Annotated in this window: 23 protein-coding genes; 14 read left to right on the top strand and 9 right to left on the bottom strand. The window is 73.6% G+C overall.

Annotated elements, in window-relative coordinates:
- Positions 1 to 14 precede the first annotated feature (14 nt).
- Together ACTMSW_RS17100 and ACTMSW_RS17095 are read left to right on the top strand one after the other, a co-directional pair.
- On the top strand, positions 15 to 896 hold the full coding sequence (locus ACTMSW_RS17100; RefSeq protein ID WP_441181599.1) for a L,D-transpeptidase family protein: 882 nt from the start codon (positions 15 to 17) through the stop codon (positions 894 to 896).
- Positions 897 to 992: 96 nt separating this feature from the next.
- On the top strand, positions 993 to 1238 hold the full coding sequence (locus ACTMSW_RS17095; RefSeq protein WP_441181598.1) for a hypothetical protein: 246 nt from the start codon (positions 993 to 995) through the stop codon (positions 1236 to 1238).
- Between the two features lie 13 nt (positions 1239 to 1251).
- Here the strand turns inward: ACTMSW_RS17095 and ACTMSW_RS17090 are convergent, their stop codons facing one another.
- A complete protein-coding gene (locus ACTMSW_RS17090) occupies positions 1252 to 3729 on the bottom strand; it encodes a helicase-associated domain-containing protein (protein WP_441181597.1) in 2478 nt (825 codons plus the stop codon).
- Positions 3730 to 3786: 57 nt separating this feature from the next.
- Between ACTMSW_RS17090 and ACTMSW_RS17085 the strand changes: the two genes are divergently transcribed.
- Complete coding sequence (locus ACTMSW_RS17085; protein WP_441181596.1) at positions 3787 to 4410, top strand: HAD family hydrolase; 624 nt, start codon at positions 3787 to 3789, stop codon at positions 4408 to 4410.
- A 27-nt stretch (positions 4411 to 4437) separates the two neighbouring features.
- Entirely contained in the window at positions 4438 to 4824 is a 387-nt protein-coding gene (locus tag ACTMSW_RS17080; RefSeq protein WP_357039148.1) for a cold-shock protein, read from the top strand.
- On the opposite strand, the gene ACTMSW_RS17075 is transcribed toward ACTMSW_RS17080, so the two are convergent.
- Positions 4785 to 5624, bottom strand: a complete 840-nt coding sequence (locus ACTMSW_RS17075) for a 1,4-dihydroxy-6-naphthoate synthase (protein WP_441181595.1) — start codon at positions 5622 to 5624, stop codon at positions 4785 to 4787. The two genes, ACTMSW_RS17080 and ACTMSW_RS17075, sit on opposite strands and share 40 nt — an antisense overlap.
- A gap of 484 nt (positions 5625 to 6108) precedes the next feature.
- Here ACTMSW_RS17075 and ACTMSW_RS17070 point away from each other — a divergent pair, with 484 nt between their 5' ends.
- A complete protein-coding gene (locus ACTMSW_RS17070; RefSeq protein ID WP_441181594.1) occupies positions 6109 to 6999 on the top strand; it encodes a GNAT family N-acetyltransferase in 891 nt (296 codons plus the stop codon).
- Here the strand turns inward: ACTMSW_RS17070 and ACTMSW_RS17065 are convergent.
- Positions 6970 to 7641, bottom strand: coding sequence for a futalosine hydrolase (locus ACTMSW_RS17065; RefSeq protein WP_441181593.1), 672 nt, complete (start codon positions 7639 to 7641; stop codon positions 6970 to 6972). The genes ACTMSW_RS17070 and ACTMSW_RS17065 overlap by 30 nt on opposite strands.
- Positions 7638 to 9260 carry an MFS transporter gene (locus ACTMSW_RS17060; protein WP_441181592.1) on the bottom strand — a complete coding sequence of 541 codons (1623 nt, stop codon included), beginning with the start codon at positions 9258 to 9260 and terminating at the stop codon, positions 7638 to 7640. The genes ACTMSW_RS17065 and ACTMSW_RS17060 overlap by 4 nt, the downstream gene beginning before the upstream one ends.
- A gap of 87 nt (positions 9261 to 9347) precedes the next feature.
- On the opposite strand from ACTMSW_RS17060, the gene ACTMSW_RS17055 reads away from it, so the two are divergent.
- The gene (locus ACTMSW_RS17055; RefSeq protein WP_441181591.1) at positions 9348 to 10187 is read left to right on the top strand and encodes a DUF3027 domain-containing protein; all 840 of its coding nucleotides are present in this window, start codon (positions 9348 to 9350) and stop codon (positions 10185 to 10187) included.
- Between the two features lie 19 nt (positions 10188 to 10206).
- Here the strand turns inward: ACTMSW_RS17055 and ACTMSW_RS17050 are convergent, their stop codons facing one another.
- Positions 10207 to 10455 (bottom strand): DUF2530 domain-containing protein, encoded by a 249-nt coding sequence (locus tag ACTMSW_RS17050; RefSeq protein WP_441181590.1) that lies wholly within the window; start codon positions 10453 to 10455, stop codon positions 10207 to 10209.
- Between the two features lie 89 nt (positions 10456 to 10544).
- On the opposite strand from ACTMSW_RS17050, the gene ACTMSW_RS17045 reads away from it, so the two are divergent.
- From ACTMSW_RS17045 to thpR, 5 genes are all read left to right on the top strand, one after another.
- On the top strand, positions 10545 to 12011 hold the full coding sequence (locus ACTMSW_RS17045) for an NCS2 family permease (protein WP_441181589.1): 1467 nt from the start codon (positions 10545 to 10547) through the stop codon (positions 12009 to 12011).
- Between the two features lie 120 nt (positions 12012 to 12131).
- Positions 12132 to 12581 carry a MarR family winged helix-turn-helix transcriptional regulator gene (locus ACTMSW_RS17040; RefSeq protein ID WP_441181588.1) on the top strand — a complete coding sequence of 150 codons (450 nt, stop codon included), beginning with the start codon at positions 12132 to 12134 and terminating at the stop codon, positions 12579 to 12581.
- A 63-nt stretch (positions 12582 to 12644) separates the two neighbouring features.
- Positions 12645 to 13925, top strand: coding sequence for an MFS transporter (locus ACTMSW_RS17035; protein WP_441181587.1), 1281 nt, complete (start codon positions 12645 to 12647; stop codon positions 13923 to 13925).
- A 114-nt stretch (positions 13926 to 14039) separates the two neighbouring features.
- Positions 14040 to 14543: a hypothetical protein gene (locus ACTMSW_RS17030; RefSeq protein ID WP_441181586.1), complete on the top strand. Its 504-nt coding sequence runs from the start codon at positions 14040 to 14042 to the stop codon at positions 14541 to 14543.
- Between the two features lie 10 nt (positions 14544 to 14553).
- On the top strand, positions 14554 to 15132 hold the full coding sequence (gene thpR / locus ACTMSW_RS17025; RefSeq protein ID WP_441181585.1) for an RNA 2',3'-cyclic phosphodiesterase: 579 nt from the start codon (positions 14554 to 14556) through the stop codon (positions 15130 to 15132).
- 22 nt (positions 15133 to 15154) lie between these two features.
- Here thpR and ACTMSW_RS17020 read toward each other — a convergent pair whose 3' ends face one another.
- The 4 genes from ACTMSW_RS17020 to ACTMSW_RS17005 all read right to left on the bottom strand — a co-directional run bounded on the left by ACTMSW_RS17020 (position 15155) and on the right by ACTMSW_RS17005 (position 20458).
- Complete coding sequence (locus tag ACTMSW_RS17020) at positions 15155 to 16141, bottom strand: aldo/keto reductase (RefSeq protein ID WP_441181584.1); 987 nt, start codon at positions 16139 to 16141, stop codon at positions 15155 to 15157.
- Between the two features lie 57 nt (positions 16142 to 16198).
- Complete coding sequence (gene sepH / locus ACTMSW_RS17015; RefSeq protein WP_441181583.1) at positions 16199 to 17278, bottom strand: septation protein SepH; 1080 nt, start codon at positions 17276 to 17278, stop codon at positions 16199 to 16201.
- 185 nt (positions 17279 to 17463) lie between these two features.
- Complete coding sequence (gene serC / locus ACTMSW_RS17010; protein WP_441181582.1) at positions 17464 to 18591, bottom strand: phosphoserine transaminase; 1128 nt, start codon at positions 18589 to 18591, stop codon at positions 17464 to 17466.
- A 760-nt stretch (positions 18592 to 19351) separates the two neighbouring features.
- On the bottom strand, positions 19352 to 20458 hold the full coding sequence (locus tag ACTMSW_RS17005) for a citrate synthase 2 (RefSeq protein WP_441181581.1): 1107 nt from the start codon (positions 20456 to 20458) through the stop codon (positions 19352 to 19354).
- 269 nt (positions 20459 to 20727) lie between these two features.
- On the opposite strand from ACTMSW_RS17005, the gene pdxH reads away from it, so the two are divergent.
- Genes pdxH through ACTMSW_RS16990 form a run of 3 tightly spaced genes read left to right on the top strand, consistent with a single transcriptional unit; the run spans position 20728 to position 23592 of the window.
- Positions 20728 to 21372, top strand: a complete 645-nt coding sequence (pdxH, locus tag ACTMSW_RS17000) for a pyridoxamine 5'-phosphate oxidase (RefSeq protein ID WP_441181771.1) — start codon at positions 20728 to 20730, stop codon at positions 21370 to 21372.
- Positions 21369 to 22652 (top strand): MFS transporter, encoded by a 1284-nt coding sequence (locus tag ACTMSW_RS16995; protein WP_441181580.1) that lies wholly within the window; start codon positions 21369 to 21371, stop codon positions 22650 to 22652. Before pdxH ends, ACTMSW_RS16995 begins: the two co-directional genes overlap by 4 nt.
- Positions 22653 to 22662: 10 nt before the next feature.
- Positions 22663 to 23592, top strand: a complete 930-nt coding sequence (locus tag ACTMSW_RS16990; protein WP_441181579.1) for an aldose 1-epimerase family protein — start codon at positions 22663 to 22665, stop codon at positions 23590 to 23592.
- Positions 23593 to 23598: the final 6 nt, after the last annotated feature.

The following is a 23598-nucleotide window of genomic DNA, read 5'->3' as shown; positions in this document are numbered from 1 at the left end:
CTCAGGGGGGCGCCATGACGCAGTTCCGGATCTCCGTTCGGCTCGTCGCCCTGGCAGCCGTCACGCTGGTCGGCGCCGGTGCGTGCGCGTTCGATCCGCAGGCCGACGGTGGCGGGGGCGGGGGACCCGTCCCGGTCGGGGCTGCGGAACGGCAAACGGGGGCGAGCGACACGCCCGGGCCGGACCGGTCGACGCGGGCCGTCGAGGCACCGAAGCCCCGGCCGACCCGGAGCCGGCCCGCGCCCACCCCGAGTGCGGAACAATCCCGCCGGGCGCCGACGCCGCGGCCCTCACCGTCGGCCGCCGGCTGCCCACAGGGCGAGCACCAGCGCGAGGTGGAGACGTACCTCGCGCGCCTCGGCGGGTTCGGCGCGGTCACCGTCGACGGCCGGCAGTCGGCCGCCGACTGCGCCGCCATCAAGCGCTTCCAGCGGCGGTACGACATCCGCCCGGCCCACGGCCGCGCCGGACCGACGACGTACGACGTGGCGAAGCGCCTCGCCACCACCGACACCGGCCGGTGCGACGCCGGCTCCGGCACCACCTTCTGCATCGACCTGACCCGGCAGACCACCTGGGTGATGCGCCACGGGAAGGTCGTCGCCGGACCCACCGTCACCCGTACGGGAATGCCCGGGTACCGCACCCCGTCCGGCAGGTACGAGATCAACTATCGGAACGTGAAGGAGTGGTCGAACCCGTACGAGGTGTGGCTGCCGTACTGGCAGCACTTCACCCAGGGGATGGGGTTCCACGAGACCACCACGTACCTGCACGACAAGTCGATCGGCTCGCACGGGTGCGTCAACCTGCTGCACGCCGACGCCGTCCGCTGGTGGGAACTGGGCCGGGTGGGCTCGCGGGTGGTCCTGGTCGGCCGCCGCCCCGGCACCTGAGGTGTCGCACATCCGGTCCGATGGGGGTTTTAACCCCTGTCGATTCCGTCCCGTCGATGCCACCCTGGACCTCTGGGTGGGACACGGGGAGGCGGGATGACGGTCGACCGGGACGCGATCCGGGACCAGCGGGCCGAGCAGGACGAACCGACGACCGACGTCTCCACGACGACCGTCGTCGCGTACGTGTTCGCCGCCGTGCTGCTGGTCGCCTGGTTCCTCTTCGGCTGGCTGGTGCAGCGGCAGGGCTTCGTCGCCTCGGTCGGTGAGGCCGCCGGCACCGGGTTCGGGCTGCTGCTGGTCGTCGCGGTCGTCGGGACGGTACGCCGCAGCCGGCGCTGAACCCGGCGCCCGGTCATTCCTCCAGCACGGCGGCGGTGATCCGGTGCAGGGCGAACGTGTGCAGCATCTCGGTCCGCTCGTCCTCGGCGCGCAGATACCCCGCGCCGATCGACACCGGCCGGACGAGTCGGGACGCGGTCGCCCCGTGCGCGTCGACGTAACCCACCCAGACCAGCGCCTTGTCCCGTACCGCCTGCTGGAGCACCGCCAGGGCGTCGCTGTGGGTGTGCGCCGGCGCGGGACGGGCGGGTGCGCCGCCCCGGACCACCGCGGGCGCGCGGCGGGCCACCCGGGCGGCCGCCTCACCCCGCCGGATCTGCTCGACCACGCCGAGCAGCCGGGGCAGGGGCAGCTTCGGCCCGGTCAGCGGGTCCACCGTCCGGGCACCCACCGGCATCCGCGCCGGCGCCCGCCGGGCCTTCGGTCGGGCCAGCACGGCAGCGCCGGAGGCGTCCTCGGGCACCGGCGCGTACCCGGCCTCGCGCAGCGTGAGGAGCATCCGGTTGACCTGGTACGGGGTGGCCAGCACGGTCGGCGCCAGCCGCCGCAACGCCAGCGCTTCCAGCCGCTTGTCGGCGAGCACCTCGACCAGCAGCGCCTCGTCGTCACTGCGCACGTACGCCCCGGCGGAGCCGACCCGCAGCCCCCCGTGCTTCCGCGCGATGTCGTCGATCAGGTACGTCAGGCCCTGCGGGATCGGGGTGCGGGAGCGGCGCCGGAACAGCCCGTGCAGGTCGTCGGCCGAGTAGCCGGCGTCCAGGGCGTGCCGGACGCTGGCCGGGGTGACCCGGTGCACGCTCGCCCCACCGGCCGACTCGTGCTCGGCCGCCGCGTCCAGTTCGGCTGCGAGCGCCGGGTCCGGCGGGCCGGGCACCACCACGGTCAGGTCGGCCTGCACCAGGAAGTGGTCGACCGGGGCGGGCAGCAGCGCGTCCAGCGCCCGTACGACGGTGGACTTCTCGCCGCTCTCGGTGTCCGCCCGCAACCCCAACGGGTCGTCCGTGCCCCGCTCGTCGGACGCCGTCACGTCGGCGTGCAGAAGCCGCCCGTACGAGGTGAGCGCCCCCAGTCCCGTCACGCCCAGCGTGGCCGCCTCGACCAGCACCTCCCGGTGCGCGGTCTCCCGCCCCCGGGCGCGGCGCGGCGCCCGCCAGTCGAGCAGCTCCAGCACCTCGTCAGGGGTGGGGGCGGTGGCGGGTTCCAGGTCGGCGAGCACCGCGAGCACGGCACGGCGGGCGGCCGGCGCGCCGGCCCGTTCGGCCTCGGCGGAGAGCGCGGTGATCGGGCGGTCCCGGTCGTCGCGCTGCCCGACCAGGCCCACCTGCCGGGTCATGGTCAGCCAGGCCCGGGCGAGCTGCTCCCAGCGCTGCGCGAGGGAGATCGCCCGCCACACCTCGTACCCGCCGGTCGGCAGCACCTGCTGGTCGGCGCCGTACCGGCTGGTAGTGGCGCCGGGCAGGTCCATCTCGCCGAGCAGGCCGGCCGCGTACGCCACCTCGAGCAGCAGGGCGGTCGTCGACTCGTCCAGCCCGGCCGCCCGGGCCAACCGGCGCAGGTCGCGGACGCCGAGGCCGCCGGAGCGCAGCACCGGCGCGGGTTCGGCGGCGAGCTGGTCCAGCAGCGCCTCGGTCTGGCGTACCGCCTCCATGGTCTGCCCCGCGCCCGCGGAGTCGGCGGCCTTCGGCTCGCGAGCCGGAGCCGCGACGGGCGGTGGGCTGGTGCGCAGCGGGCCGAGCGGGCCGGTGTCCCGACGCAGCAGCAGGCCGACCTCGCGGGGCAGCTCCACGGTGCCGGCGCCGCCGGCCTTCCCGCCGGAGACGGGCACCAGCAGCCGGTGGTCGACCAGCCAGCGCACCGGTGAGCCGGTCGGAGCGCCACCGTTGGTGGCGTCCGGCGGCAGGTCGTCCTCCCCGCCGACCGGCGGCGCCTGGAGCGCGCCGGGCGGCACGCTGCCCACGGGTGGGCCGGCGGCGAGCCGGTCCAGGATCGCGCGGGCCGACGGCGGTGCGGCCAGCAGCGTCCGGCGCAGCTTCGCCGGGTCCGCGCAGAGGGCCGCCGTCCGCAGGTCCAGCTCCTCGGCCGGGCGGCCGAGCCCCGCCGGGTACGGGGAGAGCTCGTCGATGCCGCCCACGAGCTGCACCTGGGTGTCCGGGCCGTACAGCAGGAGCAGCCCACGCAGCCGGTCCACGGCGGCGCGCACCTGGGCCGGTGCGGGTGGGTGTGGGCCGGCGGTGGCCATGGCGAGCACCGCGTCGACCGAGGTGCTGCCGTCCGAGGCGTCCCGGGTGAGCCGGGCCGCGTCGAGGATCAGGAGGGTGAACTGGTCCAGCCCGTCCAGGGCGCGCGCCACCGACACCCGGGACTGGGCCCGGATGGCGAGCGCGGACATGTCGGCGGGCACGGGTACGACGAGGTCCGGCCGCAGCTGGAGGAGCGCGGCGAGGGAGTCGTCCGACAGCGACCGCAGGTGGTCGGCGAGTGAGGTGGTCATCGTCGTTCCACGCTAGCCCGCCGGTGGGACTTCCCGCCCCTCGACTAGGTTCGGCGCATGTCTGTGCTGACGGTCGGATTCGACCTCGACATGACCCTGGTCGACTCCCGTCCCGGCATCGCCGCCGCCTTCCGGGCGCTGACCGCCCGGACCGGTGTCGAGGTGGACGCCGACCTGGCCGTGTCCCGGCTCGGCCCTCCGCTGCGCACCGAGATCGCCCGCTGGTTCCCACCGGAGCAGGTGGAGGAGGCCGTCCTGGTTTACCGCGAGCTGTACCCGGCGTACGCGATCACCCCGACCGTGCCGATGCCCGGCGCCCGGGAGGCTCTCGACCTGGTGCGCGGGCTCGGTGGACGGGTCCTGGTGGTGACCGCGAAGATGGGCCGACTGGCGCGCCTGCACCTGGACCACCTCGGTCTGACCGTCGACGAGGTCGCGGGGGACCTGTTCGCGGAGGGCAAGGCGACCGCGCTGCGGGCGCACGGCGCCACCCACTACGTCGGTGACCACGTCGCCGACATGGTGGCGGCGCAGGCGGCCGGCGTACCCGGGATCGGCGTGGCGACGGGGCCGTGCTCGGCCGACGAGCTGCGCGATGCCGGGGCGGAGGTGGTGCTCGAAGACCTGGGCGGATTCCCGGCGGCGCTCGACCGCATGATCCGGCTAGCCTTGGAGCAGTAGACGTGCCGAGCGAAGCAGGGGTTACAGGTGCCGACGGGTCGAGTGAAGTGGTATGACGCGGCCAAGGGATACGGGTTCGTCACCAGCGACGAGGGTGGCGACGTGTTCCTGCCCAAGGGCGCGCTGCCGACCGGTGTCACCGATCTCAAGGGCGGTCAGCGGGTCGATTTCAGCGTGGTGGACAGCCGCCGTGGCGCCCAGGCGATGGGGGTCAAGGTGCTGGACGCGCCGCCGTCGGTGGCGGAGCTGCGCCGCCGGCCGGCGGAGGAGCTGCACGGCCTCGTCGAGGACATGATCAAGGTGCTGGAGGCGAAGGTCCAGCCGGACCTGCGCCGGGGCCGCTTCCCGGACCGGAAGACCGCCCAGAAGGTCGCTCAGCTGGTCCACGCCGTCGCGCGCGAGCTGGAGGTCTGAGGCACGAGCCCGGCGTCGGTGGCCCGACCGAGCAGCGCCTCGACGGCGGCGAACCCGGCCTCACCCAGGTCGGCGGTGAACTCGTTGACGTAGAGGCCGATGTGCCGGTCCACCACGTCGGGCTCCATCTCCTGCGCGTGCGCCAGCACGTACTCCCGGCTCGCCGTCGGGTCGGCCCACGCCTGCCGGACCGACTCGCGGATCCACCCCGCGGCGGCCTCGGGGTCGACGGCGCCGCGCCGGGCCAGGATCGCGCCGAGCGGGATCGGCAGGCCGGTGTCGGCCTCCCACCACTCGCCCAGGTCCACCAGCGCCGTCAGCCCGTGCCGCGGGTAGGTGAACCGCGCCTCGTGGATGACCAGCCCGGCGTCGTACCGTCCGGCGGCCACCCCGGGCATGATCTCGTGGAACGGCACCACCTCGATCCGCGCCGGCGGCCGGTCGGCCGACCAGAGCCGGAAGAGCAGGTACGCGGTCGTCCGATCGCCCGGCACCGCGACCGTCGCACCGGTCAGGTCGGTGTGTCCGGCGCGGTCGCCGCGGGTGAGGACGAGCGGGCCGCAGCCCCGGCCGAGGGCCCCGCCGCAGGGCAGCAGGTGGTAGTCGTCCAGCAGCCACGGCAGCGCCGCGTAGCTCACCTTGACCAGGTCGAACGCCCCCCGCTCGGCGGCCGTGTTGGTGACGTCGACGTCGGCGTACGTCACCTCGACCGGCGGGGCCCCGGGCACCTGGCCGTGCACGAGGGCGTGGAAGACGAACGTGTCGTTGGGGCAGGGCGAGATTGCCAGCGAGAGCGCCACGGCCCCACCGTAGCCCTGCACCGGGCGGACGGCCGTCGACGACCTCCGTCATGTGACCTGGAGGGCGCGCCTGGCCGGGTCGGTGACATGTGTCGCGGGTCCCTTTCGAGCTGATGTCGTGGATGGATCACCGGCTCGCCGTCCCTGACCTGCGCGCTGTGGCGCTCGGCGCTGCTCGTGGTGCCGGGTTCGCGGCACGGCGCTCGTGGTTCGCGGCACGGCGCTCGTGGCGCGGGCTCGCGGCTCCTTGTTCGCGGCTCGTGGCGCGCCGGGTCCCGGGCCTCGGCTCCTGGCTCGCGGGGCCGCAGCGCCGGGTGATCCTCGACCCTCCGCTGGCGGCGTCGCCCGTGATGTCGTCGGTGACTCAGGTCGAAAGGGCGCTGAAGCACCACCACTGTCCCCAGCCCGGCACGTTGTCCACAGGGTTATCCACAGAATGGGTCGGCCTGTTGAACGTGCCAGACCGGCCCGCGAGCATGGTCACGTGAGCGAGCTGACCGGACCGGAGGAGCCGGGCGACCTGGGCGATGTAAGCGACCTGGGCGACCTGGGCGCGACCCTGCGCGCCCTGCGGCGTCGCGCGGATCTGAGTCAGCGCGAATTGGCCGAGAGAGCCGGCGTCCCCCAGGCGACGCTGGCGCGGATCGAGGCGGGGCGGACGGCCGATCCGAGGTACCGGACGGTGGAGCTGCTCGTCCGTGCGGCCGGCGGACAGATGACGATCGGCGCGCCGGCCGTCGACCCGCTCCCGCCGGTGCCGCACGACGGGCTGCGGGACGTGGCAGGACGGCGGTACCCCGCTCACCTGGACGTCTGGGAGGTCCACGAACCGCGGGACTGGCCGGGCGCCTGGTGGGCCCACTGGTACACGCTGCCGCCGGAGCTGTGGCCGCTGCGGCTCCCCGCGGCGAGCTACCGCCGCAACCGGGTCTATCGGGACGAGCGCCGGTGGGGCGAGGAGGTCCAGCGCACCGTCCGGGTCCGGCGGGTGACGGGCGGGGGCCTGCCGACGACGTCCTGGCGGTTCGTCGCCGAGCTCCCCCGTGGTGAACTGGTCGGCGAGCTGAGGGCCCACGAGCGCAGCCCGCACCTGAGGTACGGCGACAGGCCCGAGGAGGAGCGGGAACTCGTCCTCGACGGCGTCCTCGTCGCCGACCCGTATCGCCTCCTCGGGATCGGACGTCGGCTGGTGCTTCGGCTCACCGAGGAGATGGGCCTGGCGGGCATCCGCACCGCCCATGCCATCGCCGAAGGCCCTGCGGTGCACCTGCTGCGCGCCTGCGGATACCGCGAACAGGCGAGCCGACCCTGGAGCATGCGGCTCGACCGACCGCGCGGCCCCGGGTCAGGTCCCGGTGGTGGGGGTGGTCGGTAGGGCCGCTGCGGCGATGGTGAGGGCCTGAAGGGCCTCACGGAGGCGCCAGGCGTCGCGGTCGCGCGGGCCGATCGGGTTGGAGATCGTCCTCAGCTCGACGAAGGGCACACTCGCGTGGGCGGCGGCGACGGCCACCCCGTACCCCTCCATGGCCTCGGCCACCGCGCCCGGGTGCCGGCGGCGCAGCTCGTCGGCGCTGGTGGCGGTGCCGGTGACGGTGGTCACCGTGAGCACCGGGCCGACCGCCGCGGCCGGGAGGCCGGCGCGGAGGGCGGCCAGCAGCGCGCGGTCGGCGGTGATCGTCACGCCGCCGCCCAGCAGCTCGGCCGGCATGCCCAGCTGGTCCACCGGGATGAAGCCCTCCGGTGACTCGGCGCCGAGGTCCGCGGCGATCGCGCTGCTGCCCAGCACGGTGCCGCCGACCGGCACGTGCTCGGAGAACCCGCCCGCCACGCCGGCGCTGACCACGGCCCGGTACGGCCGTCCACCGGCCTCGGCGAGTGCCAGCAGGCGGGCGGTCGCGGCGCCGGCCACGGCCGGGCCGACGCCGACCGCCACCACGGTCGTGTCCGGGTCCGCCAGGCCGGCACGGACCGCCTCGGCCTCGGCGGGCACCGCGGTGACCACCAGCAGTCCCGTCACGACAGCGGTCCCCGCGTCTCCCGCCGGGTCTCGTCGTCCGCCCCGCCCCCGCCCGGACCGCCGACGGCCGAGGACGGGCGGTAGATGTGGTACCCCGGCGGGGCGAGCCCCGGCGCGTCCGGGGAATCGTCGGGGGCCGGTGCCGGTGAGGTCGGTGCCGGGTCGTCGGCGCTCCGGCCGAGGTGCGCCGGATCGGCCGGGTCGGACTCGTCCTCGGTCAGTTCGTCGTCGGCCAGTGGACGGCCCTGCAACCGCTCGGCGCGCAGCCGGCCGGCCATCACCACCCCCCGTGCGGCGGCCAGGGCGGCCACACCGGCGGCGACGGCGATGCCGATCCGGCCGTCGAACGGCACGAGCCCGAGGCCGCCGCCGGCCACGAAGGCGAGCATCAGGACCGTCTCGGAGTGCGCGAAGGAGCTGGCCCGCAGCCGCTCCGGGATGCGCTCCTGGATGGAGGCGTCCACCGTCAGCTTGGAGATGCCGCTGATCAGGGCGGTGACCAGGCAGAGCAGCGCCACCATCGGCAGCGAGAACTTCAGGGCGGCGAGCACGGCCACCCCGGCAACGATGATGGTGCCGCTGGACTGGATGGCGATCGGTCGGTGGATGCGCAGGCGGGTGCCCACCGCGGTGGCCAGGAAGCTGCCCACCGCGAGCGCGCCGCCGACCAGACCGAGGGCACCCTCGTCGCCCAGGTCCCGGCCGAACACCACCGTGGTCAGGTCCCCCGCCTTGATCGCGAACGCGAGGAAGAGCAGCAGGAAGCCGTACAGCGCGCGGAGCGTCGCGGCACCCACCAGGGTGGCGATCACCAGCCGGCCGGCGGGACGGCCCCGACCGAGTGGCCGGTCCCCGGTACGTCGCCCGAGCGCCCGCAACGGCCGGGGCACCCGCTCCGGCGGCTCCGAGTCCGCCTTCGGCGGCAGCCGCAGGGAGATCACCATGCCCACCAGGAAGATGACCGAGGCCACGCGGAGCGGCCACTGCGGTCCGAACCAGAAGGCCGCCAGCCCGATCGGCGCGACCAACGCGCCGGCCACCGTCCCGTACACGCTGGCCCGTGCACCGACCTGGGACAGGCCCAGCCCCTCGGGCAGCAGCCGGGGCACGGCGGCCGAGCGCGCCACCCCGTACGCGCGGGAGAGCGCCAGCACCCCGAACGCCGCCGGATAGAGGCCGAAGCCGTGGATGTAGTCGGAGATCAGCCACGCCAGGAAGGCCCGCCCGAGCATCGTGGCCGCGAGCGCATAGCGGCGCCCGTGGCGGAAGTGGTCGAGCAGCGGGCCCACCACCGGAGCGAGCATGGCGAACGGCACCATGGTCACCAGCAGGTAGAGGGCCACCTTGCTGCGCGCCTCGCCGAGCGGGACGCTGAAGAAGATCGTTCCGGCCAGGCCGATGGCGATCAGCGTGTCCCCGGCGCACGAGATGGCGTGCAGGTCGAACAGGCGGACCATGCCCACGTCGCCGCCGGCACCGCGGGCCCGGGCCCGTCCGGCCCGGCGGGTCATCCACCGGCCACCGCTCAGCGAGCCCCGGAACAGCAGGCGGACGGCCTTCACGCCCGTGCCGACGGTCCGCCCGAGGACGGACCGCTCGGGGCGGGAGAACAGCGGCATGTGCACCATCCTCGCCCATTCGGCTCGCACACGCCGCACCACCGCCCGAAGACCTCTGGAGGGAGTGCCTGTCGGCGAGCGCCACGCATGGGGAACAATGGTCGGGTGACCAGGCCCGCCTCCGCTCGTGCCGCCCGCCTCGACCAGGTCTGCGCCGCCGCCGTCGACGTGGCGCGTGACGCCATCACCGAGGTCGACCCCTCCGACGTCGGCGACCACCTCCAGGCGGTCGCCGAGGGCGACCGTCTCGTCACGCACTACTTCGAGTGCCGGCTCGCCGGTTACCGCGGGTGGCGCTGGGCGGTCACCGTCACCCGGGTGCCCCGCAGCCGTACGGTGACGATCTGCGAGACCGTGCTGCTGCCCGGACCGGACGCGCTGATGGCGCCGGGCTGGCTGCCCTGGCAGGAACGGCTCAAGCCGGGCGATCTCGGCCCCGGCGACCTGCTGCCCACCCCGGCGGACGACGAGCGGCTCCAGCCCGGTTACCTGCTCTCGGACGACCCGGCGGTCGAGGAGACCGCCTGGGAGCTGGGGCTCGGCCGGGCGCGGGTGCTGTCCCGCGAGGGGCGCGCCGACGCCGCGCAGCGGTGGTACGACGGTGACCACGGCCCCTCGGCGGCGATCTCCGTCTCCGCCCCGGCCGCCGCCCGCTGCGGGACCTGCGGCTTCTATCTGCCGCTCGCCGGTGCCCTGCGGCAGTCCTTCGGCGCCTGCGGAAACTTCTACGCCCCCGACGACGGCCGGGTGGTCAGCGCCGACCACGGCTGCGGCGCCCACTCGGAGACGCTCATCGAGGCCGGTGAGTCGCCGGTCGAGGAGATGCCGACGATCTACGACGACAGCGCGGTGGAGGCGGTCTCGGTGAGCCGGGCGGCGGGTTCGGTGGAGGCGGCCGAGCCGGCGGAGCCGTACGGGCACTCCTGACGCGACGACGGCCCGCGGATCAGCGGGCGGCGCGGCGGCGACGGCGGTTGGCGTCGTGCCGCATCATCGTGGCGAGACCGGGGAAGCCCCACAGGAAGCCGGCGAGGCAGGTCCACAGCCAGTTCTCGTGATCGTTCGCGGACAGCCAGCCCCGGAAGAACAGCAGCAGCACCAACCCCGCCACCGCCCAGGCCGCCATGCCGGCGAGGGCGAAGGGCACCATCGGCGGGTCGAGCGGCTCGGGCCGCGGCTGCTGCTGCTTCGGCACGCGGCAAGCGTACGCGATCAACTTTCCCTGCCCGCCGGTGATCTGGGACGATGCGGCGCGACAACGGATGATCACCTGCGAGGGACCCGATGGCAGTAGCCCCGCCCGAGAACGGCACACCGTCCGCAGCGCCGCGGAACGGTTTCGACCGCTACTTCGAGATCACCGCCCGCGGCTCGACGATGAGCCGCGAGGTCCGTGGTGGCCTGGCCACGTTCTTCACGATGGCGTACATCGTGGTGCTCAACCCGCTCATCCTCGGCTCGGCCGTCGACGGCGACGGGCAGAAGCTGCCCATCCCGGCTCTCGCCGCCGCGACCGCACTGGTCGCCGGCCTGATGACGATCCTGATGGGCGTGGTCGGGCGGTTCCCGCTGGCGCTGGCCGCCGGCCTCGGCGTCAACGCGCTGGTCGCGTACGAGATCGCCCCGGAGATGACCTGGGCGGACGCCATGGGTCTCGTGGTGATCGAGGGTGTGATCATCGCGATCCTGGTGCTGACCGGCCTGCGGACCGCGGTGTTCCGCTCGGTGCCGACGCAGATGAAGACCGCGATCGGTGTCGGCATCGGCCTGTTCCTGACCATCATCGGCCTGGTCGACGCGGGCTTCGTGCGCCGGACCGAGGGCAACACCACGGTGCCGGTGGGCCTGGGCATCGGCGGCAAGCTGGTCAGCTGGCCGATGCTGGTCTTCGTGGTGGGTCTGCTGCTCACCCTGGTGCTGGTCGTCCGCAAGGTCAAGGGCGCGATCCTCATCGGCATCCTCGCCTCGACCGTGCTGGCGATGCTCGTGGAGGCGGCGGGGAACATCGGTCCCTCGTTCGTCGACGGCAAGCCCAACCCCAAGGGCTGGGCGCTGAACGTGCCCGAGCTTCCCGGCACCGTGGTGGACGTGCCGGACCTGTCGCTGCTCGGCAACTTCAACGTGCTCGACTCGTGGGGTCGGGCCGGCTGGGTCGTCGTGCTGATGTTCGTCTTCACCCTGCTGATCACCGACTTCTTCGACACGATGGGGACGATGGTCGCCGTCGGCCAGGAGGGCGGCATGCTCGACGAGCGGGGGACCCCGCCGCGGGCGAAGGAGATCCTGCTGGTCGACTCGATCGCCGCGGCCAGCGGTGGTGCGGCGAGCGTCTCCAGCAACACGTCGTACATCGAGAGCGCCGCGGGTGTCGCGGAGGGTGCCCGGACCGGTGTGGCCAACCTGGTCACCGGCGTGCTCTTCCTGCTGGCGATGTTCCTCGCGCCGCTGGTGGTGGTCGTGCCGTTCGAGGCCGCGTCCACCGCGCTGGTCGTGGTCGGCTTCCTGATGATGACGGCGGTACGCACGATCGACTGGTCGGACTACGAGATCGCCATCCCGGCGTTCCTCACGATCGTCCTGATGCCGTTCACGTACTCGATCTCCAACGGCATCGGCGCTGGCCTGATCACGTACGTGGTGATGAAGCTCGCCACGGGCAAGGCCCGCGAGATCCACCCGTTGCTGTACGGCGTGGCGGCACTCTTCGTGCTGTACTTCCTGCGCGGACCGATCGAGTCCGTGGTGCTCTGATCGCCGGCGCTCCGGGCCGGGCGTTCAACCGGACTACCCGGCCCGGAGCAGGGCAAACCTCCTCGTGAGCGTGGTCATATCGGATGTCGTTAGCCAGGCTCATTAGTTATGCTAACTATCGTGACGGAGCGGACGGTGACGGCGAACAGCGTGCCACCGGCGCAACTGGCACCCCAGTTGCGTGATGCGATCATGCGGCTCAACCGACGGGTCCGCCAGACCCGGCCGGTCGGCGACCTCACGGTCACCCAGCTCTCCGCGCTCACCAGCCTCCGGCTGGCGGGCGCGCTGACGCCCCGGGAACTGGCCGAGGTCGAGCGGGTGCAGCCGCCGACGATGACCAAGATCGTCGGGAAGTTGGAGGAACGCGGCCTCGTGCGGCGTACTCCCCATCCGACCGACGGCCGGCAGGTCATCCTCGCGGCGACCGAGGGGGGCGAGGCGGTGCTCGACCAGTTCGAGCGCGCCCGCGACGAGTGGCTGGCCCACCGGCTGGCCGAGCTGAGCGACGAGGACCGGGACACGCTGCACCACGCGGCGGAGATCCTGCACCAGCTCGCCCGCGCCTGACCCGCGCCACCGCGCCCGCGCCGTCCGACGGCGATGACGCGTACGCGAGGAGGCGCACCAAGAGTGCAGGCGAAGCTGAGCACGATGTTCCAGTCCCTACAGGTCCGCAACTACCGGCTCTTCGCATCCGGGCAGCTGATCAAACTGATCGGCGTCTGGATGATGTTCATCGCCCAGGACTGGCTCGTCCTCGAGCTCTCCGACGACTCGGCCACCGCGCTCGGCGTGGTCATCGCCCTCCAGTTCACCCCGGTGCTGCTGCTCACGCTGCTCTCCGGCCGGCTCGCCGACCGGTACGACAAGCGGATGCTGCTCTTCGTCGCCAACGCCTTCTGGACGGTGCTGGCGCTCGCCATGAGCGTCCTGGTGATCACCGACCTGGTCCAGTTGTGGCACGTCTTCACCTTCGCCGCCCTGCTCGGCGTCGCCAACGCGGTCGAGACCCCGGTGCGGCAGGCGTTCGTCTCCGAGCTGGTCGGCACACCGCTGCTGCCCAACGCCCTCTCCCTGAACGCGGCCGTGTTCAACTCGGCCCGGATCATCGGACCGGCCCTCGCCGGGCTGGCCATCGCGGCCTTCGGCGTCGGCCCGGTCTTCCTGGTCACCGCGCTCAGCTCGGTCGCCCCGCTGGTCAACGTGATCCGGCTGCGTCCGGCCGAACTGCACCGGGAGGCCCTGCTGCCGCGCGACGAGCGCGCCTCGGCCAAGGTGATCGACGGGTTGCGCTACGTCTGGGGCCGCGCCGACCTGCTGCTGCCGATGGTGATGATCTCGGTGATCGCCACGGCGCTGTTCAACTTCCAGCTCACCCTCGCCGCACTGGCCAAGACCGTGTTCAACACCGGTGCCGCCTCGTTCGGGCTGTTCAGCAGCGCGCTGGCGGTCGGCGCACTCGCCGGGGCGCTGGCCGGCACCAGCCGGCGCAGCCGCCCGTCGGTCTGGGTGGTGCTCGGTGCCGCGGTGGCCTGCTCCACCTTCGGCACGCTGGTCGGGCTCGCCCCGGCGTACTGGCTCGTCGTGGTGCTGCTGCTCCCCACCGGGTTCTTCATGGTGTTCTTCGCCCAGGCCTGCAACCAGCGGATCCAGCTCGGCACGGACGCCGCCTTCCGGGGCCGGGTGATGGCCCTCTGGGTACTCGTCTTCCTCGGCACCAACCCGGTCGGCGCGCCGGTGATCGGCTGGCTCGCGGAGACGTACGGCGCCGGAGCGAGCATCTGGATCGGCGGCCTGATCTCCCTGGCCACCGCCCTGCTCGCGCTCACCTGGCAGCTCCGCCGGTCGGGCGCCCGCCTGCGCTTCCGCATCCTGCCGGCCCCGCGCTTCTACGTCACCTCGCCCGAGTGAAAGGAAGGGCCCCCGCTTAACGCCTCAGGTAGAGGAAGGGCCCCTTGTTAACACCGTACGACGGGTCCGGGCAAACCGGTGGCGGGGGCGCGACCAGCGGCTTAGCGTCAGTCCGTGGAGGTCGGACGAGGACTGGTGCTCGCCCTGGCGGTCCTCGCCGTGCTCGGTCTGCCGGTGCTCGTCGCCGTGGTCTGCTGCGCCGACGAGCTGCTGGACCGGGTGGTCTGCGGGTTCGCCGACTGGCGGCAGGGCCGCCGCGAGCGCCGTACCATCGCCCGGCTGGACCGGGCGGTCGAGGCCGACGCCCTCACCCGGGACATCGACATGAGCGGCTTCGACCGGCCCGACCGCCCACCGCTGGAAAAGCTCGCCGCCGACCTGCGCCGCATCGGCGGCCGGCGGGGCGGCGGGCGCGCGGTGGTCTGGCACGGCACGGTCCTCCAGGCGTACGACGACCGGCTCCGGATGGCCTGTGCCGCGCTCGGCCTCACCGAACACCTGAGCGAGCTGACCGGCGTCGACCGGGAGATCGAACGGGTCCGGGTGGAGGGCCTGCTGCACGACGCCGGGCTCACCCTGCCGGCCGCGCGGGCCGAGCACCGGCTGCGCCACCCCTGAGCGGCCCACGGTGAGGCTCTTCGTCGCCGTGTACCCGCCGGCCGAGGCCGTCGCGCACCTCGGCGAGCAGGTCACCCGACTACGGCTCGGTACGGCGGCGGCCAACGGCACCAACGTCCGACTCGCCGACCCGGCCAACGCCCACGTCACCCTCGCCTTCCTCGGCGACGTCGAAGCCGACCGGCTGATCGAGGTGGAGAGCGCGCTGGGACTGGCCGCCGAGTGGTTCCGCGACGGCCGGGCCTCCACGCCCCGGCTCCGGCTGGCCGGCGGCGGGCGCTTCGGACGGAACCGGTTCACCGTCGTGTGGGTGGACCTCGCGGGCGACGTCGAGGCCATGAACGTGCTGGCCCGCCTGGTCCGGTCCCGGCTGCGGCACAACCGCCTCCCGCACGACGAGAAGCCCTTCCGCCCCCACCTGACCGTGGCCCGACCCGGCGACCGGGTGCCCGCCGAGGACGTGGCCGCCGACGTGGAGACCCTGCGGGCGTACGAGGGGCCGGAGTGGCCGGCGACCGAGATGGTGCTCGTCCGCAGCCACCCCGGCCCCCGGCCCACCTACGACCGGCTGGCCGCCTGGCCCCTCTGACCCTTCGGGCGGGGCGCCTTTGTCACCAGGCCCACGCCTCCGGGCCGGGGCCGCCGTTGCCGATCGGCGGGAAGAGCTCGTCGAGGCGCTTCGACGCCGCCTCGTCGAGGGTGACGGTGAGGGCACCCAGCGAACGGTCCAGTTGCTCGGTGGTGCGCGGACCGATGATCGGCGCGGTCACGCCGGGCCGGGAGAGCAGCCACGCCAGCGCCACGTCCGCCGGGTCGTGACCGAGGTCGGCGCAGAACTTCTCGTACGCCTCGATGGTCGGCCGGTGCGCGGCCAGCGCGTCGGCGGCGCGGCCGGAGGTGCCGCGCGCCGCGCCGCCCTCGGCCATCTTGCGCAGGACCCCGGAGAGCAGCCCGCCGTGCAGCGGCGACCACGGGATGATGCCCAGGCCGTGGTGCTGCGCGGCGGGTACGACCTCCAGCTCCACGTGCCGGGTCAGCAGGTTGTAGATGCACTGCTCGGAGACGAGGCCGAGGAAGTTGCGCCGCCCGGCGGCCTCCTGCGCCACCGAGATGTGCCAACCGGCGAAGTTGGACGATCCGACGTAGAGCACCTTGCCCTGGGCGACCAGGGTCTCCATGGCCTGCCAGATCTCCTCCCACGGCGTGGTGCGGGAGATGTGGTGCATCTGGTACAGGTCGATCGTGTCGGTCTGGAGCCGGCGCAGCGACCCCTCACAGGCCCGGACGATGTGCCGGGCGGAGAGTCCCTGCTCGTTGGGCCAGTCGCCCATCTTGCCGTACACCTTCGTGGCGAGGACGACCTTCTCCCGCCGGCCACCACCCTGGGCGAGCCAGCGGCCGATGATCTGCTCGGTGACGCCCTCGCCGGTCTGCCACCCGTAGACATCCGCGGTGTCGAAGAAGTTGATGCCGTGCTCCAGGGCGCGGTCCATGATGGCGTAGCTGTCCTGCTCGCTGGTCTGCGGCCCGAAGTTCATCGTGCCGAGGCAGAGGCGACTGACCGACAGACCGGTCCGGCCGAGGTTCGTGTACTCCATCGGTCCACCCTGTCACGCGGGCACTTCGAGTGCCCACCATCAGGGTGGACCGAAGGATCAGGAGGACTCGCGGGCCGCCGGGCCGCTGCCGAACAGCACGTCGTCCCAGCTCGGCAGGCGCTTGCGCGGCTTGCCCCCGGCCTCGGCGGACTCGTTGGCCGAGGCGGCCGGCGCACCCGTGCGGCGCGGCCGCAGCACCGCGAGCGACGGCACGGCCGGCACCTCCTTGGGCGCGTCCGAGTCGTCGTCGAAGGCCGAACCCTGCCCACCGCCGAGGAGCGCAGCGGCACCGCCGCCCACCGCCCGCTGGCGGGGCGACTCCGAACCGGCCAGGGCGGCCGGCGTACGCGGCTCCAGGCCCCGGCCCGAGGTGGAGCCCAGCGGCCGGTCGAGCGAGGCCAGCAGGGCGTCCCGGCCGGCGCGGATCGGGTCGCGGCCGGGACGGGCGTGCTCGCCGGCCGAGGGAAGGCCGTGGCCGCCCCGACCGGGCTCGGAGCGCGACTGGCCGGGCAGCGCGTGACCGCCCCGCTCCGGTGCCGGCTCCTGCCCGAGGATCGGGGTGGGGCGCTCGGCGCACAGGTACTGGGCCATGTCGTCGTGCGGCGTGACGTTCTGCCGGGTCTTGTCGAGATCCCAGACGGCCTGCGCGGTCGCCTTGCCCGACGGCCACGTGGCGACGATCCGCCAGGTGCCGTCGTCGCGGCGCCACGCGTCCCAGGAGATCTTCTCGGTGTCGATCCCGTGCTGGGACAGCCGGCCGTTGACCACCTCGGCCAGCGGGGTGGGCTTCTCGGCGCCCTTGAGCCGGGTGCGGCGCGCATGCTGGGCGAGCATCGCCCGCTCCTGGAGCACCGGACCGGCGTAGCGGAGAACCCGGTCGACCGGCACGCCCGCGATGCGGGCCACGTCCTCCGCGGACTCGCCGGAACGGATCCGGGCCTGGATGTCACGCGGCGAGAGCGAGGGCGCGACATCGGCGACGGCCGGGGCCGCCGCGAGCGGTGGCGCACCGGGCTCGGTGTGCAGGACGGTGGCGATGCGCTCGTCGATGGGAAGGGCGAGCAGCCGCCCGACCTCGTCGGCGAGCACCAGTGCCTGGCCGTCCTCGGAGAGGGCGACGAAGCGTACTGGGCGCATAGCGTTGCCTCCGTCCCGCTTCGCTGGCCGCACGCCACGAGTCGGCCACCCGGGCGTCTCGGACCACCGTACGCTGTCCTGCCCCGAGGTGGGGGAAGCGACACCCGCATGTCGCGACTGAGCTGCGACGACGATCACGGTCGGTGGCCGCCGGAGGCCCGGTGGCCACCGACCGTGACGGTAGGTCAGAGGCGCTCGACGACGTAGTCGATGGACGCGGTCAGCGCCTCGACGTCGGCCGGCTCCACGGCCGGGAAGAGCGCGACGCGGAGCTGGTTGCGGCCGAGCTTCCGGTACGGCTCGGTGTCCACGATGCCGTTGGCGCGCAGCGCCTTCGCGATCGCCGTGGCGTCCACCTCGTCGACGAAGTCGATGGTGGCGACCACGTTGGACCGCAGTGCCGGGTCGGTGACGAAGGGGGTCGCCACGGACGACCGCTCCGCCCAGCCGTACACGATGCTGGCGCTCTCGGTGGTGCGCTTCGCCGCCCAGGCCAGGCCGCCCTGCGAGTTCATCCAGTCGGTCTGCTCGGCGGCCAGGAAGATGGTGGCCAACGCCGGCGTGTTGTACGTCTGCTCCAGCCGCGAGTTGTCGATTGCGGTGACCAGGTCGAGGAAGGCCGGGATGTAGCGGCCCGAGGCCTTGATCTCGGCGGCCCGGTTGAGCGCGGCCGGCGACATCAGAGCCAGCCAGAGGCCGCCGTCGGAGCCGAAGCACTTCTGCGGGGCGAAGTAGTAGACGTCGGTCTCGCCGACGTTGACCTCCAGGCCCCCGGCACCGGAGGTGGCGTCGACCAGGAGCAGGGAGCCCTCGTCGGCGCCGGCCACCCGGCTGATCGGCACCGCGACACCGGTCGAGGTCTCGTTGTGCGGCGTCGCGTACGCGTCCACCCCGCTCTCGGCCACCAGCGAGGGCGCGGAGCCGGCCTCCGACTTGCGGACACTCGGCTCGCCGAGGAACGGGGCGTCCTTGACGGACTTGGCGAACTTCGCGCCGAACTCTCCGAAGCTGGCGAACTGCGCCCGGTCCCGGATCAGGCCGAACGTCGCGACCTCCCAGAAGGCGGTGGTGCCGCCGTTGCCGATGACCACCTCGTAGCCCTGGGGCAGGGAGAAGAACTCGGCCATGCCCCGGCGCAGCCGGGCGACCTGGTCACGCACGGTCTTCTGCCGGTGGGACGTGCCGAGGTAGCTCGTCGCCACGTCGGCCAGGGCGGAGACCGCCGCCGGACGGACCTTGGACGGCCCGCAGCCGAAGCGGCCGTCGGCGGGCTTGATCTCGTCGGGAATCCGGATGGTCGGTGCGTCAGCCACGGTTGTCTCGATCCTTCCGCATGGGCGAGGGCGGGCCCGGTCTCTGCGGGCACGGATCGAGGGCGGGCGCGTGCACTCAGGCGCACGGCGCGCGGCCGGGACCCGAGCCCGGTCCGGCGACACTGCCGACCCTCATCCTCGCACCCCGACAGGCCACCACCGCCGCTGGTCCCACGCCGGGCCCTGAGGCGTACGCCACAGACCCCCGGCCCCCGGCCCCCGGCCCCCGGTCCGCGGTCCGCGGTCCCGGGACATGATCGACTCGACGTCAGTGACATCGGGGTGTCGGGGTGACCTTTTCAGCCCGACTTCAATGACATCGAGTGGATCTACGCCGAGGCGGGCGGTCGTAAGCGAGATCGCGTCCGGAGCAACGTCGGTCTTCGGTTACTGGGTGTCAGGGGATGCCGCCGGTCACGGACTGTCACAGCTGGCTCGCCACCCGCACCTCACGGTCGGAGACTTTGCTCTGCACCCCTGGGCGCACCACCCGACTCACCTGGGCCTCTTCGCTGTACCCGTGGCAGTCCCTGGAGGCCGCTTCGCTGCGTACGGTCACCGGCGCGCATAGGGGTGCAGAGCAAAGGGGGGAATCGCGGTGGTGGGGCGGTCGGGGCCATCTGCACCCTGAGTGACGAATGCGGTGACGGCCGATGGTGGGGCGTGACGGACGGGTGGGGGCCGGGCGCGGCGCCCGGAACGGGTGAACCCCCGTCCCGGAGCGGGACGGGGGTTCGGTGGTGCTGCGGAGGCGTACGGGTCAGACGCCGTGCGGGATGGCGTCCCAGCCCTCGACCTGCTGCGGCTTGCGGGGGCTGTGGCCGACGTACCGGGCCGACGGGCGGACCAGTCGCTGGAGCCGCTTCTGCTCCAGGATGTGGGCGCTCCAACCGCCCATCCGGGCGCAGGTGAACATCGAGGTGAACATGTGCGCCGGCACCTCGGCGAAGTCGAGCACCACGGCCGACCAGAACTCCACGTTGGTGGCGAGCACCCGGTCCGGGCGGCGGGCCTGGAGCTCGGCCAGCGCGGCCTTCTCCAGCGCCTCGGCGATCTCGAAGCGCGGCGCGCCCAGCTCCTTGGCCGTGCGGCGCAGCACGCGGGCGCGCGGGTCCTCGGCCCGGTAGACCCGGTGGCCGAAGCCCATCAGCCGCTCGCCCCGGTCGAGGACGCCCTTGACGTAGCCCTCGGCGTCGCCGCTGCGCTCGACCGCCTCCAGCATGCTGAGCACGCGGGACGGGGCGCCACCGTGCAGCGGGCCGGAGAGGGCGCCGATGCCGGAGGAGATGCAGGCCGCCGCGTCCGCGCCGGTCGAGGCGACGATCCGGGCGGTGAACGTGGAGGCGTTCAGGCCGTGCTCGGCGGCCGAGATGAAGTACGCGTCGACGGCCTTGACGTGCCGCGGGTCGGGCTCGCCCCGCCAGCGCTTCATGAAGCGCTCGACGATCGTCTGCGCCTTGTCGATCTCCTTCTGCGGCACGGCCGGCAGGCCCAGGCCACGGGCGGACTGGGCGACGAACGACAGCGCGGTCACGGACACCCGGGCCAGGTCCTCGCGGGCCTGCTCGTCGGAGATGTCCAGCAGCTGGCTCAGGCCCCAGTACGGGGCGAGCATGGCCACGGCCGACTGGACGTCGACCCGGATGTCGCCGGAGTGCACCGGCACCGGGAACGGCTCGGCCGGCGGCAGACCCGGGCCGAAGCGCCCGTCGACCAGGAGGGCCCACACGTTGCCGAAGGAGACCTGACCGATCAGATCCTCGATGTCGACACCGCGATAGCGCAGCGCGCCGCCCTCACGGTCGGGTTCGGCGATCTCGGTCTCGAAGGCTACGACGCCCTCCAGCCCGGGTTTGAAATCGGCCATGTCGCTCTCCTGGATCTGCTCGGTGCGCCAGCCCGGGCTCGGATACCCGGCCCAGCCGGGCGAGCGCCTTAGGCGACCCTCAGGGATGTGTTCGTGACATCTTGCCTGCTGGTTACGGAAGTGCGCGACCCGCTACCGCTGTGCTACACGCGACATCCCCGAATGGGCGACGGCCCGGAACTTCGGTGAGACTGGGCGGTACGTGCTGGCCTGCACGCAGGACGGTGACCGGCCGGCCGGGGAGGAGAAGGAACGTGACGGGGGACACAATGCCGCCTGCCGCCATGCGTAACGAGTACGCCGCGGACCGGGGCCTTTCCGAGGCGGAGCTCGCGGCGGACTGGCACACCCAGTTCGATCGGTGGTTCGCCGACGCGGTGGCCGCGGGACTGCCCGAGCCGAACGCCATGGTGGTCGGCACCGCCGACGCCGCCGGTCGGCCGAGCGCCCGTACCGTGCTGCTGAAGGGTTACGACCCCGACGGCTTCGTCTTCTTCACCAACTACGACTCGCGCAAGGGCGCCGAGGCGGCCGCCAACCCGTACGCCAGCCTGGTCTTTCCCTGGTTCCCGATGCAGCGGCAGGTGGTGGTGGCCGGCCGGGTGGAGCGGATCGACCGGGCCGAGACCGAGGCGTACTTCGCCAGCCGCCCGCGCGGCTCCCAGCTCGGCGCGTGGGCGAGCACCCAGTCCCGGGTGGTCCCCGACCGGACGGCGCTCGACGGGGCGTACCGGGCGGCGGCCGAGCGGTTCGCGGACGTCGAGCCGATCCCCGCCCCGCCGCACTGGGGCGGCCTGCGGGTGCACCCCGAGTCGGTGGAGTTCTGGCAGGGGCGGGCGAGCCGGCTGCACGACCGACTGCGGTTCCGCCTGGTCGGGACCGGGGAGTGGACCGTCGAGCGGTTGGCCCCGTGACGGACGTGAAGGACGGCCGGCGACGTGGGGCGCGTCGGCTGGCGATCGACCTGCGCCCGCTGGCCGTGCCGGCGTTCCGGCGGATGTGGCTCGGCAACACGCTGGCGATGTTCGGGTTCCAGTTCACCGCCGTCGCGGTGCCGGTGGAGATGTACGCGCTGACCCGGGACTCGCTCTGGGTCGGCCTGCTCGGCATCGCGGGCTTCGTACCCCTGCTGATCTTCGGTCTCTGGGGCGGCGCGGTGGCCGACGCCCGCGACCGGCGCCGCGTGCTGCTCGGCGGCTCGGCACTGCTCTGGGTGTCGGTGCTGGCGCTGCTGGCGCAGGCGCTGGTCGGCGTGGGCAGCCCGACGCTGCTGCTCGCCCTGGTGACGGTGCACTCCATCGCGTTCGCGATCAGCTCCCCGGCGCGGACGGCGATCCTGCCCCGGCTGCTGCCGCCGGAGCTGGTGCCGGCCGCGAGCACCCTGAACTACACCACCTTCACCGCCGCGTCGGTCGTCGGACCGCTCGCCGCCGGCCTGATCTTCGCCGCGTTCGGCACCGGCGGCGGGCTGCCGATCGCGTACGCCCTCGACGCGGTGCTCTTCACCGGGCTCGTGGTGGCGACCCTGCGGCTGCCCGCGATGCCACCCGCGCCACCGACCGACGGCGAGGCGCGGCGGAGTGGGCTGGCCGGGATCCTCGACGGCCTCCGCTACCTGGCCACCACTCCGGTGCTGCTGCTGTCGTTCGCGATCGACCTGATCGCGATGATCCTGGCCATGCCGCGGGCGCTGTTCCCGGAGATCGCCGAGAGCCGGTTCGGCGGTGGCGCGGCGGTCGGCTGGCTCTACAGCGCGATCGCGATCGGGGCGATGCTCGGCGGGCTCAGCTCCGGCTGGATCGGCCGGCTGCGCCGGCAGGGCGTCGCCCTGGTGGTCGCGGTCGTCGCCTGGGGGCTGGCCATCGCCGCCGCCGGTCTCGCCGGGCAGCTCTGGCTGATGGTGCTGCTGCTCGCCGTCGCCGGTGCCGCCGACCTGGTCAGCGCGGTGCTGCGCCAGTCGATGCTGCTGGTGTACGCGCCGGACCGGATGCGCGGGCGGCTCCAGGGCGTCAACCTGGTGGTCGTCGCCGGCGGCCCGCGCCTCGGTGACCTCCGCGCCGGCGCGATGGCCGCCGGCTTCGGTGGTGGGGTCGCCTGGGTCGGCGGCGGGCTCGGCGCGGCCGTACTCGCGGTGGCGCTGGCGGTGGCGTTCCCGGCGCTGCTGCGGTACCGGGCGACGGCCGTGTCCCGTTAAGGTCGCCGACATGGACAACCCCGACCAGCGTCCCCCCTCGGGCGCGCAGTGGACCATCTCCGCAGCCGGCCACGAGGCCGTCGTCGTCGAGGTGGGCGGGGGTCTACGGACCTACCGGCACGACGGCGTCGACTACCTCGACGGGTACGCGGAGGACGAGATCTGCCCCGGCTGCGCCGGACAGGTGCTCGCCCCCTGGCCGAACCGGATCCGGGACGGGCGGTACGCGTACGGCGACCGGGAGCTGCAACTGACACTCAGCGAGCCGGAGCGGGGAGTGGCGATCCACGGTCTGGTCAACTGGGTGCCGTGGTACCTGGTGGAGCAGTCGGCCGACGCCGTGACGGTGGGCTACGACCTGCCGCCGACACCCGGCTACCCGTGGCCGCTGCGACTCCGGACGCGGTACCGCGTCGGCGCCGACGGCCTGCGCGCCGAGCACGAGGTGACCAACACCGGCGGGGAACCGTGCCCGTTCGGGCTGGCGGTGCACCCGTACCTGCGGCTGCCCGGTGTGGCGGTGGACGACCTGACGCTGGGGCTGCCGGCCCGCAGCCGGGTGCAGGTGGACTCGCGGCTGCTGCCGATCGGGGTCAGCCCGGTGGCCGGGACGGAGTACGACTGGACCAGCCCGCGCCGGATCGGCGCGGCGCGGCTCGACACGTGCTTCGGCGACGTGATCCGGGACGACGAGGGCGGCTCCTCGGTCAGCCTGGCCGCCCCGGACGGCTCGTCCGGGGTGCGGATCTGGGCCGACCGGGAGTTCGGCTGGTGGCAGGTGTTCACCTCCGACGCGCTCACCGGTGAACGGCACCGCCGCTCGGTCGCGATCGAGCCGATGACCTGCCCGCCGGACGCGTTCCGCTCCGGCCGGGACGTGATCGCGTTGAAGCCGGGCGTCGGGTGGCGGGGTGCCTGGGGCATCCGGCCCGGGGTCTGAGGAGGT

Origin of the sequence: Micromonospora sp. BQ11 (genome assembly GCF_052068135.1) — a bacterium.
Taxonomy (GTDB): domain Bacteria; phylum Actinomycetota; class Actinomycetes; order Mycobacteriales; family Micromonosporaceae; genus Micromonospora.
This window is presented reverse-complemented; position numbering and strand designations above follow the sequence as displayed.